This window comes from Sporosarcina jiandibaonis, assembly GCF_013184495.1.
Lineage (GTDB): Bacteria > Bacillota > Bacilli > Bacillales_A > Planococcaceae > Sporosarcina > Sporosarcina jiandibaonis.
The window spans coordinates 130,811-148,257 of the sequence record NZ_JAAOIY010000006.1; the positions used below are offsets into that span (position 1 = coordinate 130,811).

Sequence of the window (17,447 nt, forward strand, 5' to 3'; positions counted from 1 at the left end):
TTAAGAACTTGAAATCGTCTTATAGAATCATCGCTGCCGCTATTCCAAAGATAAATAATGGAATATTGTAATGTAGGAATGTTGGCACACATGTATCCCAAATATGATTATGTTTGCCATCTGCATTTAGTCCAGACGTTGGTCCAAGTGTACTATCCGACGCAGGTGAACCCGCATCTCCCAAAGCACCTGCTGTTCCGAGCAAAGCAATCGTGGCCAGCGGACTAAAGCCCATTAAGATACATAACGGAACAAATACTGCCGCCAAAATGGGAATTGTTCCAAATGATGTACCAATTCCCATCGTTACTAAAAGTCCAATTGTTAGCAATACTATAGCACCCAATAGTTTATTATCGCCAATAACAGAATCAACGGCAGTTACTAATTCTATGACCGCTCCTGTTTCTTTTAGGATTGTTGCGTAGCCTGATGCGATAAGCATAACAAAGGCAATTGCCCCCATTAGTTTCACACCGTCTTGAACGACAACGTCTCCGTCTTTTAATGTAACAATTCGACCGACAAACATAACGATAATACCACTCATGGCGCCAACGACAAGCGAACCTGCCCAGATTTGGGCTACAAGTGTGACTACAATGGCAAATAACGTAATAAGATCTCTTGCTTCAAACTTTCGTTTAGCGCTACCACTGGTTGCGCTCATCTCGGCTAAAGCACTTGAAAATGTTATTTTTTCTTCCTGCCCCAGTCCACCGTCGTAATCACGCGGCTTACGATATGTGATAAAGACCGCAATAAATAAGCCAACAAACATTCCCACGGCTGGAATTGCCATTGCCACTGGAATCTGAGAAAGAGAAACCGGCATTCCGCTCGCTGTCATTTCGCCTACAATAATCCCATGGAAAATAAGCCCATAACCTGCTGGAATTAAAATGTACGGCATTTTCAATCCAAATGTTAACGCACACGCCACAGCCCTTCTATCAAGCTTCAAATAGTTAAAGAAAAGTAATAACGGTGGAATCAAGATTGGAATAAAAGCAATGTGAACGGGAATTAAGTTCCCTGACAAGCAAGTAAGTCCCGCAATCATTAGCAATAGCACAATTTTACTAGTCTTTTTCATAGCAAGTAACTTATCTATTAAAATCTTTGTAATTCCCGATAATGCAATCATTGCTGCAAAAACCCCAAGTAAAATATAACTTAAGGCCGTTTCTGATTGTCCACCCATGCCGCCAATAAAAGTAGAAACCGTTTCTGTTAATGTTAAATTTGCTACCAGACCAGCGACAACTGCCGCCATTAACAATGCAAAAATAACATGTACCCTCGCCAAACTCAAAATCGTCAATACAATGACAGAAATTAATACTGGGTTTGTTAGCATAGAAAATCTCCTTTGTGTTTGGATAGATTTTTATTACTTATCATGGAATATACATCGAATTAAGATTCATTAAAGACAACTTTTCCCGTCTTAATTTGGTTACCGCCATGCAGCGCTATTTATATTCCCAATAATTATGCTTGTTTGTGGTTTTCATACCATTGTTCAATAAGCGCTGCCGTTAATCTGCCTGTGTTTATTAGGTTCTCCACGCTAATGAACTCTCTAAATGAGTGAATGTTCTGAAATCCATTTCCTAGTGTAATACATGTCAAACCATTTTCATTTAACACATTCGTATCTGCGCCGCCTAATGTTTCTGTTAAATATGGTTTAACTTTTATATTATTGGATGCTTTTTCAACAGTTTTTGTTAAGATATGATCTCTTGGGATATCAAATCCACTGTATTTCTTTTCGAATTTCACAGTCACTCTTCCACCGTTTTTATCGGCGGCGTCTTTCATTGCTTTCGCCATTCGTTCCAATTGTTTATCTAATTTCTCTTTCGAAAAACTGCGAACTTCTCCACCGACTGTTATAGCGCCTGGTATTATCGATGTCAATTCTCCGCCTTCAATAACACCGATGTTAGCAATTGTCTCTTCATCAATTGTCCCAAGTTTCATGTTCAATAATCCCTCGGCTGCTATTAAAAACGCGCTATTTCCTTCTTCCGCATTAAGTGCAATATGTGCGGCATTACCCCCGACCTCCATCCAGATTCGGCTGCTGTATGGTCCTTTCAAAATAATTTGACCAACATCTCCACTACTGTCGAAAATATAACCTGTTTTACTTTTGGCTTTGCTGTAATCCATATACGTTGCACCAACAAGTCCGGGTTGCTCATTAACCGTTAAAATAAATTCTATCGGTCCGTGTGGAACCCCGCTTTCAATCAGCGCCCTAATTGCTTCCAAATATGACGCTAATGCCGCCCTGTCGTCGGCGCCAAGGATAGTTGTACCATCCGAGTAGATGACGCCATCTTTAATAACTGGTTTCAGCCCTTCAGTTGGCAGCACTGTATCCATATGTGTCGAGAAAAACAGCGGTGGAATCGTTGAATCTGTTCCTTCACGCCAAGCAATTAAATTACCAACTTCTCCGTCGAAATTTTTATGTGCTTCATCAAACTCCAGTGTGAAACCAAGTTCAGGTAATACTTTCATTAAATAATCAGCTACGAGTTGTTCTTTTGTACTTGGCCCATTTATTTTTGCGAGTTCAAGAAATAAATCGAGTAAGCGTTCCTCATTTACTTGTTCAGCGGCAGTAATAGAAACTTGATTTTTTGTCATTATAAATTCCTCCATTTTTCTATTTCCCATCCAACATTAACGGCTTACAACGACTTTTCCATTCTTAATAACTGTTTCAACAACATTTGTACCAAACTCATATGCAATATGCGCATATGACGGAATATCCCATATTTGCAAGTCCGCCAATTTCCCTGCTTCAATCACGCCACGATCATCTAAATCGAGCGCTTGTGCACCGCCATACGTAGCAGCTTTAATTGCTTCTTCTACCGAGAATTCATATAAGCGACATGCAAGATTAATAACAAATTGCATGGATTGTGTATAACTTGCAGGACAAAGATCAGTTGCAAGCGCGACTTTGACGCCTAAATCGAGCATTTTTCGCGCATCGAAAGGCTTTTTATGACCAACAGCAAAGTCCAACGCGGGCATTAATACAGCGATAACGTCTGACTTTGCAAGCTTTTCCATAACTTCAACAGGTGTATAATTCATATGATCTACAGACACCATATCCATTTCTACTGCCAAGTCGGAACCGCCAATGTATGAATACGCATCCGCATGTAATTTCGGTTTCATTCCATACTCCAATCCAGCCGTTAAAATTTGTTTCGACTCTTCAGCTGTGAAATAACCGTCATCACACCATGCATCACAAAATTCTGCAAGTTTGAGTTCCCCGACTTTTGGAATCATATCATTAATAATGATGTCAAGGTATTCACTTTTTGACATACCATCTGGAAATCCGTGCGCACCAAGAAAAGTATTTACTACGTCAACTGGCGTTTCTTCTCCAAGTCTTCTGCCGACTTCAAGGATTTTGATTTCACTTTCCGTCGTCAAACCGTAGCCGCTTTTACTTTCAATTGTCGTAATGCCATAATCCAGCATCGTCAACATTCTTTCCTTCGCTTGCTGAAATAACTCTTCTGCTGAAGCGTCGCGTGTTAATTCGATGGTCCGATTAGGACCTGTTGTAATGCCGAGTTCTTTCAATTTCTTAGGATCATTTCCAGTTACCTTAACCGCGTATTCTTCAACTCGCGTGCCATTGAAAACTAAATGTGTATGTGAATCAACAAATCCTGGTGCAACAACTTTTCCAGTCGCGTCAATGATTTTCGATTTACTCGTGTCAAAATTAGCGTTAATTTCTTCTTCGGAACCGACTCCAACAATTGTTTCATCTTTAATCGCAATCCAAGCATTTGTTACAACGGCAATACCCGCCGCGCCTTCACCTGTATTCGTAACCGCTTCAGCAACATTACTAATGAGTAAATCAATTTTAGTTTTCATTTTTATTTCAACCATTATTACAAACCTCCAATGTAACAAGTTTTCCTTACTTTAAATGATTAAAAATGCAAGTGGCGTCATAATGATTAATGATAAAACAGTTCTTATAAACCAGATTGACAGAATATGACTCATCTTGATTGGTATTTCCGTAGAAAGAATACAAGGGATCAACGCAGAAAAGAATAAAATTGTCGAAATTGACAGTGAACCAATAATAAAGCGCGTGTGTAAACTTGCTTCCAAGACGATTAACGAAGGCAAAAACATGTCGATCAAGTTTATTGCGGCTGCTTTTGCTGCAAGAAGTGGTTCTGGGATTTGTAGAATCCATGTTAACGGATAGAAAATGTAAGCAAGGTAATCGAATACTGGCGTATGGTTAGCTAGAATCAAACCAAATAATCCGATTGACATAATCGATGGTAAAATACCCATCGCCATCACTAATCCATCCTTAACGTTTCCACCTATATTCTCCATTAACGTTGGTGCATTCTGGGCCGTAGCCATCGCTTCTTTCCATGCATGTCTAATGCGTTTTCCCTTAATAACTTCCTCCGGAAACCCGACTTCTGTATAGTAATTATCACTCATTTTATTAATGGGGTAAATCCTCACTGTAATCGCTGTCACAATGAATGTAACTAAAAATGTAAGCCAGAAATATAGATTCCATATATGCATAAGGTCTAACGTATTCGCTACAACAATCATAAATGTCGCTGAAACGGTAGAAAAACCTGTCGCAATAATGGTCGCTTCTTTTTTTGTATATTTCCCCTCTTTATAAATACGGTTAGTAATCAATAACCCGATTGAATAACTACCTACAAAAGATGCAACGGCATCAATAGCCGATCGCCCCGGTGTTCGCCAAAGCGGTCGCATAATTGGCTGCATGAAAATCCCAATAAACTCAAGCAATCCATATCCAACGAGCAGCGCTAAAAAAACCGCCCCTATCGGAACGAGAACCCCAATTGGAATGAGCAGACTGTAATACCAATAAGGCCCCATGTCTTCAGCCATTAACCATGCTGGACCGATTTCAAATAAAACAAGAAATGCGGCAATCGCCCCTAATATTTTAAATCCGGACAACGCCATTTCAACTTTATTTTTATTCCAAGTTTTGGTGTAAATTGGATATGCTGCTCCCAATAGGACAATAGCCATCGCATAATAAGCAGCGGCAGCGCCCGCGGATGTCCGCATCCATGTAACTAAATGGTCTAACGGGATTGAACTCCTCCCACCTAATTCAATGGGAATGAAAAACATGAAAATCCCAATAGCACTAAAAAAAACGAACTTAAATACATTACGTAACGAGTAAATATTCTGGTCCTTTTCCTTAGCAAGAAGATTAGTCTCTGGTGACTCCTGAATTTCGTTCAAAGTTTCCACCCCACGAATTTTGGTAGACTATTAAAAGAGAAAAGGAGAGTTCTCTACGTGCAAAACTTCTCCCCCTATACTTAATCTCTTATTTCTTATTGCTCGTTACACTTGCACTTTGTTTTTCTTCAGATCTTTCGGACCAAATGTCGCTTCCGGTGTCCACCAAAGTGGAATTTGAATGCTTTCATCTGTTAGTTTCCCTTTACCATTTGCGACATCTACCGCAGTTTCATACCCCGCTTGTGCGTGACGGACGACACCAATTCCCGAATCGACTGTCATCGCAACTTCAAGTCTCATATTCGCTTCTTCTGTTCCATCCGCAACCATTGTTACGCCTGTATGAACCGCTTCACCCATCGAGTAGTTCGCCTGGATTGCGATTAAATCACACATACCAACTGCGTTTAGAAGACCGTTCAACATCGGCCAGTCAGAAATTAAATCACTGCCATCTTTCATATTTTCTGATTCGAATGTTGGGTTCACGATTGAACCAGAGTCTAAGTTGTCACGTGAGAACGCAACCGGTCCTGCTAATTCTCCGCGTTTAATCATGTCGTTCACTTCAAGTGCGAATGCTTTACGTTGACCGAAGCCCATATAACAAATACGAGCCGGCAACCCTTCAATTGGAATATGTTCTTTCGCAAGTTTAATCCAACGTGTGACAAGCTCGTCTTCACTGAATTTCTTCAAAATCATATCGTCAATTTTGCGTAAGTCTTCTGCTTCACCTGACATGCAGACCCAACGGAATGGTCCGCGACCTTCACAAAATAACGGGCGAATGTATTCAGCGACGAAGCCTGGTAGACGTGTTGCTTCGACTTTATCCATACCCGCATCAACACATTCTTTACGGTGACTTGTCCCATATTCAAATGAGTGAACACCTAGATCCATAAATTTAATCAGTGCTTCTAATTCGCGAATCATCGTCGAACGTGCTTTTTCTAGATACAGATCACGGTCTGAATCACGCAGTGCTTCTGCTTCATCCACTGTATAACCAGATGGCAAGTATGAAATCGGGTCATGTGCAGGCGTCATCGAAGTTGTAATATCCGGCATGAAATCGCTTTCAAGAACCGCTTCGAAAATGTCAGCAGCGTTTCCAACAACCGCAACGCCAAGTGGCTTGCCTTCTTTCGCTGCTTTTTGCGCCATTTCAATTGCTTCATCTAACGAACCTGCAAGGACGTCAATAAATCCTTTATCAATGCGTCGATTAATAATATCTACGTTCGAGTCACAGAGAATCGCAACACCACCGTGCATAGTCATCGCGCGTGTTTGGTTTCCACCCATACCGCCTGCACCCGCAGTGAGTAGAATTTTACCAACAAGTTTATCATCATAATGTAGACGAGCAATCGCGGAGAGCGTTTCAAACGTTCCTTGAATAACCCCTTGCGTTCCAATATATTCCCAAGGTGCTGCTGTATAGTTTGCATAAATCGTTAAGTTTTTATCTTGTAGGTCATAAAACGTCGGCCAATCGGCTTTCATAATGTTTGTCGTTGCCATGACAACAGTCGGTGCATATTTATGTGTTTTGAAAACCGCTACCGGCATTCCGGATTGTACAACGAGTGTTTCATCATCTTCGAGTTCTTTTAACGACTTGACAATCGCATGATACGATTCCCAGTTTCGTGCCGCTTTACCGATTCCGCCGTAAATGACAAGCTCTTCCGGTTTTTCCGCGTTTTCCATATTGTTTTCTAGCATTCTTAGAATCGTCTCTTGTCTCCAACCTTTACAACGGAGTGTGTCGCCTCTTTGTGCTTTTACTGAATATAAAATTTCTGGTGCTGTCATGAATAATTCCTCCTAATATAATATAATTTGTGTTTCTCACTACTCTATATTGCAATTACCATGCCAAGTTTCTTTAATTCGGAAAGATAATCTGGTTTTATATGTAGAAACTGCTTATTGTCGATATTTGTCTGAGTTTTCTACCTCCTTCCTATTAGCTTCTAGTTTGATTTCGATCTATTTATTAATCAATTACCGCAGATAAAATTATTACAACTACTCGGTAAATCATCACTTCAAAATGAGAATGCCCATAGCCACACCATCTAAAGCCTTCTACAAGGTGCAGATAAATTAATCATGCAGTCTATTCGAATTGTTCTGTATATGTTACACTAGTAAAAATTGATAAGTGAAAGTGAGAAGAATACTATGTTTGCTAAGTCAATTGGATCTATCATAAGAAGTTTTGTAGACGGCGTTATCGCTTTAAATGAACAGCATGAAATTGTCTGGCATGATATTGATGTAAAGATTCCATTGGAAATTACAAAAAAAACTACGATCTCTAGTCTTTTAAATTTCAATGATTCAAGTTTTACAAACGACGAAATCTTTCCACTCGTCATAAATGAAAAATTTATTTCTATAGAGGTCAAGGTGTTTTCTGCTGATTGTAAATACATTTTTCTTTGCCTAAAAGATTCGGAACTTGAATCGGCGAATACAGCGACACGCCTTTATAGTTTGGAAAAAATAATTGACTCCCTCGATGAAGGCATAGTGATGAGCAACGCTGAAGGTAAAATTACTTTATATAATAGCGCACAGGAAAAGATGGAAGGCTTAAATAGCCAAGACATTCTCGGCAAACACTTATGGGAAGCTTATAACTACAATCCGCAATACTCTGAGCACAAGCATATATTTAAAACGGGGAAACCAATTTTCTCAAGATATCGGGCACACTCCACGGTTAACGGCGTACCTAGATACGTGAATTATAGTACATTTCCAATTCAAAAAGATGGAAAGACCATTTCCGTCTTCTCGATAAGTACAAATGAATCTAAACTTAAAAATCGTCTTCATCAAACGATTGAGCTAAAAAGACAAGCAAATAATACCGATCAAGAAGAAGTTGCTACAAAGAATGGAACGGTTTTTACCTTTAAAGATATTAAAGGTAAAAGCCTAGTTCTTAAAGAACTAATAGAGGAAGCACAAAATGTTTCTATGTATAACGCGGATACTTTAATCATTGGGGAGACCGGAACAGGTAAAGAGCTATTTGCGCAAAGTATGCATAATCATAGTCCCAGGGCCAATAAACCATTTGTTGCGATCAACTGTGCAGCAATCCCAGAAAACTTGTTAGAAAGCACATTGTTTGGAACAGTAAAAGGGGCATTCACTGGCGCAACGGATCAAATAGGTCTCTTTGAATTCGCACAAGACGGAACACTCTTTTTGGATGAGATTAACTCTATGCCCATCACATTACAATCGAAGTTAATGCGCGTATTACAGGAGCGACTTGTTCGAAAAGTAGGTTCTAATGAGGTAACACCTGTAAATTGTACGGTTATTAGTGCATCCAACGAAGACCCTGAAAAACTAATTGCTGATGGGAAAATGAGAATTGACTTATTTTATAGAATTGCACATACAAGTCTCCACATTCCCCCTCTAAGGGAGCGTACAGAAGATGTCCACTTTTTTATTAATTACTTTCTTAAAACGTATCAAACAAAGTTAGCCAAAGAAGTGCCGGAGTTTTCCGAGACGCTACAAAAAAACTTACTCAGATATCCTTGGCCAGGAAATATACGTGAACTTGAACATTTAATCGAAAACTTAGTTATTCGAGTACCCGAAAATGCTGAAGCAATTGAAGTGGAACATCTCCCCTCGTATATGCGGGGAAAAATAATTACTAAGCATTCCACTGATACACCAACTCAGGAGGACGTGATTCAAAGACCCCTTAAGAAAATCTTCAAAAACTCAGAGAAACATTTTATTGAAACAACGTTGAATCAGACTAACTGGAACGTTTCACTGGCCGCAAGAAAACTCGGCATCACCCGGCAAAGCCTGCAGTATCACATTAAAAAACATGAGCTTGAAAGACCGACCATTTAAATAAATATAAAAGCACAGAAGGGAAGTTTATAACTCAAATAGCAATGCCTTCCTATTAACGTACATTCATTGAAAGGTAGCAAATTAAAGTTAAAACCTTCTAATCTGTCTTTATTACAAGAAAAGCAATAGGACGCCTTAGAGGAAACTTTCAGCTACCACTTCTTGGGTGTTTTTCATAATGATTACTCCGCACATCTTCTGCAAAATGTGTATAATAGATAAGGTTATGCTATAAGACTACGTGGTTCGTAACCATCCCACGAAAAAAAACTAAGGAGAAATGAATCATGAACGTTAGAACTATGGCAACGAGTGGCGTTATTGCCGCTTTGTATGTTGCTGTTACATTTTTGATTGCCCCTTTTGGATTTATGCTCGTTCAATTTCGAGTTTCAGAGATATTCAATCATCTCGTTGTCTTCAATAAGAAGTATATTTTCGGGATACTTATCGGCGTTTTTGTCGCCAATTTTCTTTTCTCACCAATCCTAGTTGATGTCCTTTTTGGAGTGTTTCATTCATTGCTGGCGCTATCTATAACGATACTTTCAGCGAAATTCATTAAAGGCGTAATTAAACGAATGTTCATTAACACTGCAGCTTTTACAGTTTTAATGATTATCATCGCCTATCAACTTAAGATTTTTGCGGATATTCCTGATTACAACGGAATTCCGTTTCTATCAGTGTACCTGATTCTTGCGCTTGGTGAATTCATTATTATGACGATTGGAATACCAATCATGCATGCTTTGGACAAGCGATTGAATTTCAAGAAACTTATTTAATCTTTAATACCCACCCTTTCAGTTTATTCAATTGAAAAGGTGGGTATTTTAGTAAGGAGGGATTTTCAAATGTACATAACTATTCAAGAAACAGCTGATTATTTAGGAATGCCTATCGAACAAGTGCAAAAATACGTCTTAGAGGGTAGAATACGGGCAATTCATGACGGCGAACAATTTCTTATTAATAAAGATCAATTCGGACTTTATTTCAAACAGCTGGAAAAATTAAAACAGCAAATCGAGGATTGGAAGAACGAACCACTTCCGCCGGATCGTGATATAAAAGATGAGGATTAAATACGTTTTTTGAATGGTTCACCACCACAGCGGTTGTATTTAATAATGAATATGATATAGTTGGAAACTATGTCTAATCCGTATTTCTATAGGAGGAACTATGAGGAAAATATCAAATGTATTTTACATAACAATCGCGCTGATCATATTGGCGGTTGGATACGGCGCATTTGCACCAGATAGCTTTGAAGCTGTTACAACGAACGTTAAGGATTTTGTTGCGTCGACGTTTGGTTGGTATTATATGGTGCTCATGTCGTTCATGGTAGCGCTATGCGTATTTATTATTTTAAGTCCATATGGGAAAATCCGACTTGGTAGAGATTCCGATCGACCACAATTTTCGACGGTCACTTGGATTGCCATGTTGTTTTCTGCCGGTATGGGTATCGGTCTTGTCTTCTACGGGGCTGCGGAGCCATTGTCACACTACGCTATAAGTCCAGCCACAGAGGATCCAAACACAGCAGCTGCATTTAAAGAAGGTTTACGGCAATCATTTTTCCATTGGGGATTCCATGTTTGGGCTATGTACGCCATCGTTGCCTTATCCCTAGCATTTTTTCAGTTCCGTAAAGGGGAACCGGGTTTAATTTCAGCAACATTGAAGCCGATTTTCGGTAAAAAGATGGAAGGTCCATGGGGGGTTCTCGTCGATGTTCTTGCCGTTTTCGCTACAACATTCGGGGTCGCTACTTCCCTCGGCTTCGGTGCTGTTCAAATTAATGCCGGCTTGAATTATCTATTCGGTGTGGAAATCGGAATTATACCCCAGCTCATTATTATTGCAATCGTTACTGTCCTGTTCGTTTCATCCGCTTGGTCAGGACTCAGTCGCGGAATTAAATACTTGTCAAATATGAATCTCATTTTAGCAGTTGTTCTACTATTATTCGTCCTTGTTCTGGGACCGACATTGCTAATTTTGAATATGTTTACGGATTCGTTTGGCGGTTACTTAGCAAACCTTGTAGAAATGAGTTTTCGGACAGCGCCTCTTGATGAAGGAAATCGAGAATGGCTTAATGGTTGGACGATATTCTATTGGGCTTGGTGGATTGCTTGGGCACCGTTCGTTAGTATGTTTATCGCCCGTGTATCAAAAGGACGTACAATTCGAGAATTTTTAATAGGCGTTCTACTCGCGCCAACAATTCTAGGATCGTTCTGGTTGGCGACATTCGGAACAACCGCCGTTAATATGCAAATGAACGGTGTTCGCGATCTAGCCAGTTCATCGACAGAACTAACAGTTTTTGTGATGTTTAGCGAAATGCCTTGGCCGTGGGTATTATCAATCGTAGCGGTCTTGTTAATCGCTTCATTCTTTATCACATCGGCAGACTCTGCGACATTCGTTCTCGGTATGCAATCAACATATGGCTCGTTAACTCCGCCAAATATAGTGAAACTCGGTTGGGGAATCATCCAGTCGACGATTGCTGTCATCTTATTGTCAGTGAATGGATTAACTGCTTTGCAAAACACCATAATTATTGCAGCATTGCCATTCTCGTTCATTATATTACTGATGGTTTTCTCGTTAATTAAAGGGCTCAAAGCCGAAATGCTACTAATCAAGAGAAGAAAATAAAAAAACGACTTACATTTGGTTTTAAAATGTAAGTCGTTTTTTCTGTTATTAACTTGGTATCAGTACTTTTTCGCGTTTACCTACAATGTGGAGAAAATCGCTAATCATCGCGCTTGCGGTTGGGTACATACCAGCACCTGGACCGATGAGCGTTAACGCGCCGAGGTATTCAGTATCAACAATGATTGCATTGTCGACGCCGTCAACACCGTAAAGCGGATGCTCGGGACCAATAAGAACCGGGCCGACGCTTCCTGACGGGATTCCGTTTTCATCGATTGAAATGTCTGCGATATGTCGATAACGAAGACCTTTTTCGGTTGCCACTGATACATCATCAGAATGGATTTTGTCAATTCCATTTATTTGGATGTCCTCCCATATCGGCTGACGCCCGAATGCTAAATCACTCAAAATCATCAGTTTTCGAAACGCATCTTTTCCGCCGATGTCATCAGAGGGATCCGCTTCCGCAAAACCGTTCGCCTGCGCCTCTTCAAGTGCGACTTCAAACGGCACATTGTCTTGCCTCATTTTCGTCAAGATAAAGTTTGAGGTGCCGTTTAAAATTCCTTGTATGCGTTGAACTCGATCCGCCTGCAATAGATTTTTAAGCGTACGAATAATCGGTACACCGCCAGCTGTTGTCGCTTCGAATCCGATTTGCACATTTTGATTTTCCGCTTGCTTTATGAGTGCTGGACCATGCTTGGCAAACATCGCTTTGTTTGCAGTAATCACATTTATTCCTTTCGAAATCGCTTTGGAAAGATACGCGAATGCTGGCTCTTCTCCGATGATCGCTTCAAAAATGAGGTCTATATCTGGATCTGCAAAAACATCTTGAATGGAATCTGTAATTTTGATACCAGGCGTTTCAATCCGGTTTTTCGTGACATCTCGAACTACTATTGAGGAAATTTCAATAGTATAACCCGTTTGCAACTTAATTTCGTTCTTTTTTTCATTTAAAATTCGATATACGCCTTCACCTACAGTACCGAAGCCAAGTATAGCGACTTTGATTGTTGACAAGTTGCCACCTCCATGGACTGTTTGATGAAAAGTCCCCATTTATTATATTCCGTTAAAAATCCATCATGACCAAATTCCGTATTAATCAAACAAAAATTAGCATTCGGCAGTTGATGAGCAAATGCTCGAATTGATTCTGGCGGGTAAATTAAATCATGCGTGAATCCTAATATGACCGTTTTCGCTTTAATTTGTTTTGCCGCTTCTCCTATTCCACCTCTGCCGCGCCCAATATCATGCGTGTTCATGGCTCGCAGAAGTGTGCAATAACTATTTGGATCAAAATGCGTCGTTATTTTTTTCCCGATATGATGAAGGTACGACTCAACTTCGTACTCCCCGCTATTCGCCTCGTCACGCGCAAAGCGCTCATTAAACAATTGACTGGACCGATAAGTCACCATTCCAGCCATTCGAGCAGTTTCAAATCCTTTTACATCAGCTGGCTCTGCGTAATTTCCACTCGCAAAATCTTCATCACTTTCAATCGCATGCAACCCAATGCAATTAAAAGCAATCCCATATGCGCTGAGAGACGGCGTCACCGCAAGCGGCAACAGGAGATCCATATCCTCGGGATAAAGGAAACCCCACTCCAAAACACGCATTCCGCCAAGTGAACCGCCAATGACTGTATGCAATTTATCAATCCCGAGAACCAACAACGCTTTTCGCTCCGCATGCACCATATCACGGATTGTTATTTCCGGAAATTCCTGTCGATATTGCCTGTTGGTCTTGGGGTTAATCGATAATGGCCCGGTAGAACCATTACAACCTCCGAGAACATTAAATGAGATCACGGAAAACTCTTTCGTGTCAATGCTTTTTCCGTCGCCCACTAAACCGTTCCACCAGCCCGGCTTGTCTTTTGTACCGATAACATTATGGTTACCGGTTAATGCATGACAGACAAGCACGGTTGGCGCATGTTCATTTTTTGTCCATTCGTACGCGAGATGGACTTGGTCGAGCACAACACCGGACTCCAACGATAAGTTTCCAATCTCTACAATTCCAGTCTCTACCACGGTCTCACCTCGTTTACTAACTTCAAATTATTGTGCGGCAACTGGAACAGCTTTTTCAATTGCTTGTGCAAGATCCGCAATAATATCATCCACTGATTCGAGTCCCACTGCCAGACGGATTAATTCTTCTGTAACGCCTGACTTTTTCAAGTCTTCAGGTCCTAGTTGTTGATGTGTTGTCGAAGCCGGATGAATAATGAGTGACTTCGCATCACCAACGTTTGCGACATGAGACCAAATATTGACGTTATCAATGACTTTACGTCCCGCCTCGCGACCGCCTTTAATGCCAAAGTTGACGATTGAACCAAAACCGTTTTTCAAATATTTCTTCCCTAATTCGTAAGAAGGGTGTTCTTCAAGGCCGTTGTACGTGACCCATTCAACAGCTGGATGTTCCTTCAAATATTTTGCAACTGCAAGTGCATTTTCATTATGTTTCGGTACACGTAAATGAAGCGTTTCTAATCCTTGAAGGAAATTGAATGCATTGTCCGGGCTCAAGCAAGGTCCGAAATCACGTAATAGCTGTACACGAAGCTTCGTCGCAAATGCTGCTGCCGCTGCATCAATACCATAGCGAAGACCATGGTAAGTTTCGTCTGGCTCAGTAAATCCAGGGAACTTACCCTTAGTCCAATCAAATTTACCCGCATCGACTACAACTCCACCGATTGATGTCCCGTGTCCGCCAATCCATTTCGTCGCGGAATGAATGACCACGTCCGCGCCAAATTCAATTGGATTTCCACCATACGGTGTTGAAAATGTGCTATCAACTAGAAGTGGAATGTCGTTTTCATGTGCAATGTTCGCCACTGCTTCGATATCAAGAACGTGAAGACTTGGATTTGCGATTGATTCCGCAAAGAGTCCTTTTGTTTTGTCTGTAATCGCCGCTCGGAAGTTTTCTGGATTCGTCGCGTCAACAAATTTTACGTTTATTCCGTAACGAGGAAGTGTTACAGCAAATAGATTGTATGTGCCTCCGTATAAATTTTCTGCAGCAATAATTTCATCGCCTGCGCCTGCAATATTTAAGATTGAAAACGCGATTGCCGCCATTCCAGAGGAAAGCCCTACTGCAGCTGTTCCGCCTTCAAGCAAAGCGATACGTTGTTCGAATACATCCACTGTCGGATTTGTAATTCGCGTATAAATATTTCCTGCTTCCTTTAATCCAAATAAGTTTTGGGCATGGTCCGTATCACGAAAAACGAAAGATGTCGTTCTATGAATCGGAACCGCTCGCGATCCAGTATTCGGATCAGGTTGTTGACCCCCGTGTAATAGTTGTGTTTCTGGTTTTAAGTTTGTCATTTTTCATTACCTCCAAGTTTTTTGTTTTGATGGAAGTGCAGTGACGATTGGGGAAATTTGGATATAAAAAATAACCCCCTTCGTGTAAGAAGAGGGTTATGCTTTCGCTAATTCCTCCTCTCATCTTTCAGATCGTTTGCACGAATCTGTAGGAAGTAGCACCTTTGCAAGTTGGTCGCTTGCTGGTTGCCGGGCATCGCAGGGCCTAATCCCTCCGCCGCTCTAGATAAGAGTATGATTGATTCTGTTTTCCATCTTGTTACACAGTATAGAACTGACTATACAGAAAAGTCAAGGGATTTTTAAATGTTTTTTTATTTTTTTATTAAAAACTTTTAATTTATCAGAATCCAAGTTTTATGAAGATAAAAATATGAATCCTGCAAAGTTCGACGAAATATGGTATACTAGTAGTAGACTTTCTACGTCTTATCGTTTACCGTTTTTACATCTTCAACTCTCGATGCTTAGGGCATTGCCTAAGCTTTTTTTAATAGCGTCGAAGATAATCGTATCAATAGGAGGGGTTCACATGGCTTTTCCACGTAAGGAAAGACCAGTATCGGACTTTGTAGCAGCTCGCAAAGTTGATGAAGAAATTTCATTTGTTCGCAATGACCATAAGGTTTACGGGACTATTTATAAGATCCTTGAAAACTCTGTTATCGTACAAATTTCTAATGAAGATGCAGACTTAATCGGTGCAGCCTCAAATCTTACTGTTGTTTCACACAAAAACTATTCTGTCGATTAATTTATATAAGAAGACATCGCTAAATAATTGCGATGTCTTTTTTTATTCTTTATTCTTGGGGTTACATCGTCAAATATTCCGTAAGTCAAAAAAGTCTGATAAGATAATGAGATATACATACCACTTTTATAGGAGGACTTTTACCATGAAAGAAAAATTAATCGAGCGGCTTATTCGCTATGCAAAAATCGATACCCAATCTGATGTTAAAAGTACGGAATGTCCAACTACACCTGGCCAATGGGATTTGCTTCATGTGCTACAAAAAGAACTTGAGGAAATAGGAATGAAAGAAATTACACTTGATGAAAACGGCTATTTGTTTGCGACACTTCCATCGAATACCGATCGCGATGTTCCTGTCATAGGATTTTTAGCGCATGTTGACACGGCAACTGATTATACGGGGAAAAACGTCAAGCCGCAACGAATCGATGATTATGACGGAAAAGATGTGCAGCTGAACGACAGTACCTTTATGGCTGTTAAAGATTTTCCTGAACTGACAAATTACGTTGGCCACACACTGATTACAACAGACGGCACTACCCTGCTCGGGGCGGACAATAAGGCGGGTATTGCTGAAATAGTAACTGCGATGGAGTATTTGATTCAAAACCCGGAAATTAAACATGGGAAACTTCGAATCGCGTTCACTCCGGACGAAGAAATCGGAAGAGGTCCACATAAATTCGATGTCGAGAAATTCGGTGCGAAATACGCCTACACGATGGACGGCGGACCGCTTGGCGAACTTCAATATGAAAGCTTCAATGCAGCGGGGGCAAAAGTAACATTCCATGGAACAAGTGTCCACCCAGGTTCCGCGAAAGATAAAATGGTGAATTCAATTTTAATCGCGAGTAAGTTTCAAGCCGAAATGCCAGCGGAGGAAATTCCAGAAAAAACGGAGGACTATGAAGGGTTTATCCACCTCATGCAGTTCGACGGGTCTACCGAAGAAACGACTCTTGGCTACATCATTCGCTATTTTGACCGTGAAACATTCGAAGCGAGAAAGCAGCTAATGGTTGAAACTGCTGACAAACTGAAGAAGGAATACGGCGATAACGCAGTCACTCTTGAAATCGAAGATCAGTACTTCAATATGCGAGAAAAAATTGAACCGGTTATGGAAATCGTCGATATCATATCCGATGCGTTCAAAAAACTCGATATTGAACCGAATATTGTCCCCGTTCGCGGCGGGACAGACGGTTCCCAACTATCCTATATGGGCATGCCGACGCCGAATATTTTCACTGGGGGTGAAAACTACCACGGAAAATACGAATACATCTCTGCAGATAATATGGAAAAAGCAACGAACGTCATCATCGAGGCAGTCAAATTGTTTGAGGAACGCGCATAAG

General features: G+C 40.6%; 14 protein-coding genes and 2 riboswitches. Of the genes, 6 read left to right on the plus strand and 8 right to left on the minus strand.

Annotated elements, in window-relative coordinates; all coding sequences use genetic code 11:
• Positions 1-19 precede the first annotated feature (19 nt).
• From G8782_RS14970 to hutU, 5 genes are all read right to left on the minus strand, one after another.
• Positions 20-1,360, minus strand: a complete 1,341-nt coding sequence (locus G8782_RS14970; protein WP_172372649.1) for a Na+/H+ antiporter family protein — start codon at positions 1,358-1,360, stop codon at positions 20-22.
• A 134-nt stretch (positions 1,361-1,494) separates the two neighbouring features.
• Positions 1,495-2,664: a M20/M25/M40 family metallo-hydrolase gene (locus G8782_RS14975; RefSeq protein ID WP_172372651.1), complete on the minus strand. Its 1,170-nt coding sequence runs from the start codon at positions 2,662-2,664 to the stop codon at positions 1,495-1,497.
• A 36-nt stretch (positions 2,665-2,700) separates the two neighbouring features.
• A complete protein-coding gene (gene hutI / locus G8782_RS14980) occupies positions 2,701-3,951 on the minus strand; it encodes an imidazolonepropionase (protein ID WP_172372653.1) in 1,251 nt (416 codons plus the stop codon).
• Positions 3,952-3,987: 36 nt separating this feature from the next.
• A complete protein-coding gene (locus G8782_RS14985) occupies positions 3,988-5,337 on the minus strand; it encodes a YjiH family protein (protein ID WP_172372655.1) in 1,350 nt (449 codons plus the stop codon).
• 105 nt (positions 5,338-5,442) lie between these two features.
• Positions 5,443-7,164, minus strand: a complete 1,722-nt coding sequence (hutU, locus tag G8782_RS14990; RefSeq protein ID WP_172372657.1) for a urocanate hydratase — start codon at positions 7,162-7,164, stop codon at positions 5,443-5,445.
• A 372-nt stretch (positions 7,165-7,536) separates the two neighbouring features.
• Here hutU and G8782_RS14995 point away from each other — a divergent pair, with 372 nt between their 5' ends.
• The 4 genes from G8782_RS14995 to G8782_RS15010 all read left to right on the plus strand — a co-directional run bounded on the left by G8782_RS14995 (position 7,537) and on the right by G8782_RS15010 (position 11,934).
• Positions 7,537-9,249, plus strand: coding sequence for a sigma-54 interaction domain-containing protein (locus G8782_RS14995; RefSeq protein ID WP_172372659.1), 1,713 nt, complete (start codon positions 7,537-7,539; stop codon positions 9,247-9,249).
• Between the two features lie 238 nt (positions 9,250-9,487).
• Positions 9,488-9,532: riboswitch (PreQ1 riboswitch) on the plus strand.
• A gap of 7 nt (positions 9,533-9,539) precedes the next feature.
• A complete protein-coding gene (locus G8782_RS15000; protein WP_172372661.1) occupies positions 9,540-10,040 on the plus strand; it encodes a QueT transporter family protein in 501 nt (166 codons plus the stop codon).
• Positions 10,041-10,109: 69 nt separating this feature from the next.
• Positions 10,110-10,340, plus strand: coding sequence for an excisionase family DNA-binding protein (locus G8782_RS15005; RefSeq protein WP_172372663.1), 231 nt, complete (start codon positions 10,110-10,112; stop codon positions 10,338-10,340).
• 100 nt (positions 10,341-10,440) lie between these two features.
• Positions 10,441-11,934: a glycine betaine uptake BCCT transporter gene (locus G8782_RS15010; RefSeq protein WP_172372665.1), complete on the plus strand. Its 1,494-nt coding sequence runs from the start codon at positions 10,441-10,443 to the stop codon at positions 11,932-11,934.
• A 48-nt stretch (positions 11,935-11,982) separates the two neighbouring features.
• On the opposite strand, the gene G8782_RS15015 is transcribed toward G8782_RS15010, so the two are convergent.
• Genes G8782_RS15015 through G8782_RS15025 form a run of 3 tightly spaced genes read right to left on the minus strand, consistent with a single transcriptional unit; the run spans position 11,983 to position 15,320 of the window.
• Positions 11,983-12,969, minus strand: a complete 987-nt coding sequence (locus tag G8782_RS15015) for a homoserine dehydrogenase (protein WP_172372667.1) — start codon at positions 12,967-12,969, stop codon at positions 11,983-11,985.
• Positions 12,927-14,000, minus strand: a complete 1,074-nt coding sequence (gene metX, locus G8782_RS15020) for a homoserine O-acetyltransferase MetX (RefSeq protein ID WP_172372669.1) — start codon at positions 13,998-14,000, stop codon at positions 12,927-12,929. The genes G8782_RS15015 and metX overlap by 43 nt, the downstream gene beginning before the upstream one ends.
• Before the next feature lie 27 nt (positions 14,001-14,027).
• Entirely contained in the window at positions 14,028-15,320 is a 1,293-nt protein-coding gene (locus G8782_RS15025) for an O-acetylhomoserine aminocarboxypropyltransferase/cysteine synthase family protein (RefSeq protein WP_172372671.1), read from the minus strand.
• Between the two features lie 117 nt (positions 15,321-15,437).
• A riboswitch (SAM riboswitch) is annotated at positions 15,438-15,553 on the minus strand.
• Positions 15,554-15,852: 299 nt separating this feature from the next.
• On the opposite strand from G8782_RS15025, the gene G8782_RS15030 reads away from it, so the two are divergent.
• Both G8782_RS15030 and pepT read left to right on the plus strand, forming a co-directional pair.
• Positions 15,853-16,074, plus strand: a complete 222-nt coding sequence (locus tag G8782_RS15030; RefSeq protein ID WP_172372673.1) for a DUF2187 family protein — start codon at positions 15,853-15,855, stop codon at positions 16,072-16,074.
• A 145-nt stretch (positions 16,075-16,219) separates the two neighbouring features.
• Positions 16,220-17,446: a peptidase T gene (pepT, locus tag G8782_RS15035; protein ID WP_172372675.1), complete on the plus strand. Its 1,227-nt coding sequence runs from the start codon at positions 16,220-16,222 to the stop codon at positions 17,444-17,446.
• The last annotated feature ends 1 nt before the right edge of the window (position 17,447 follow it).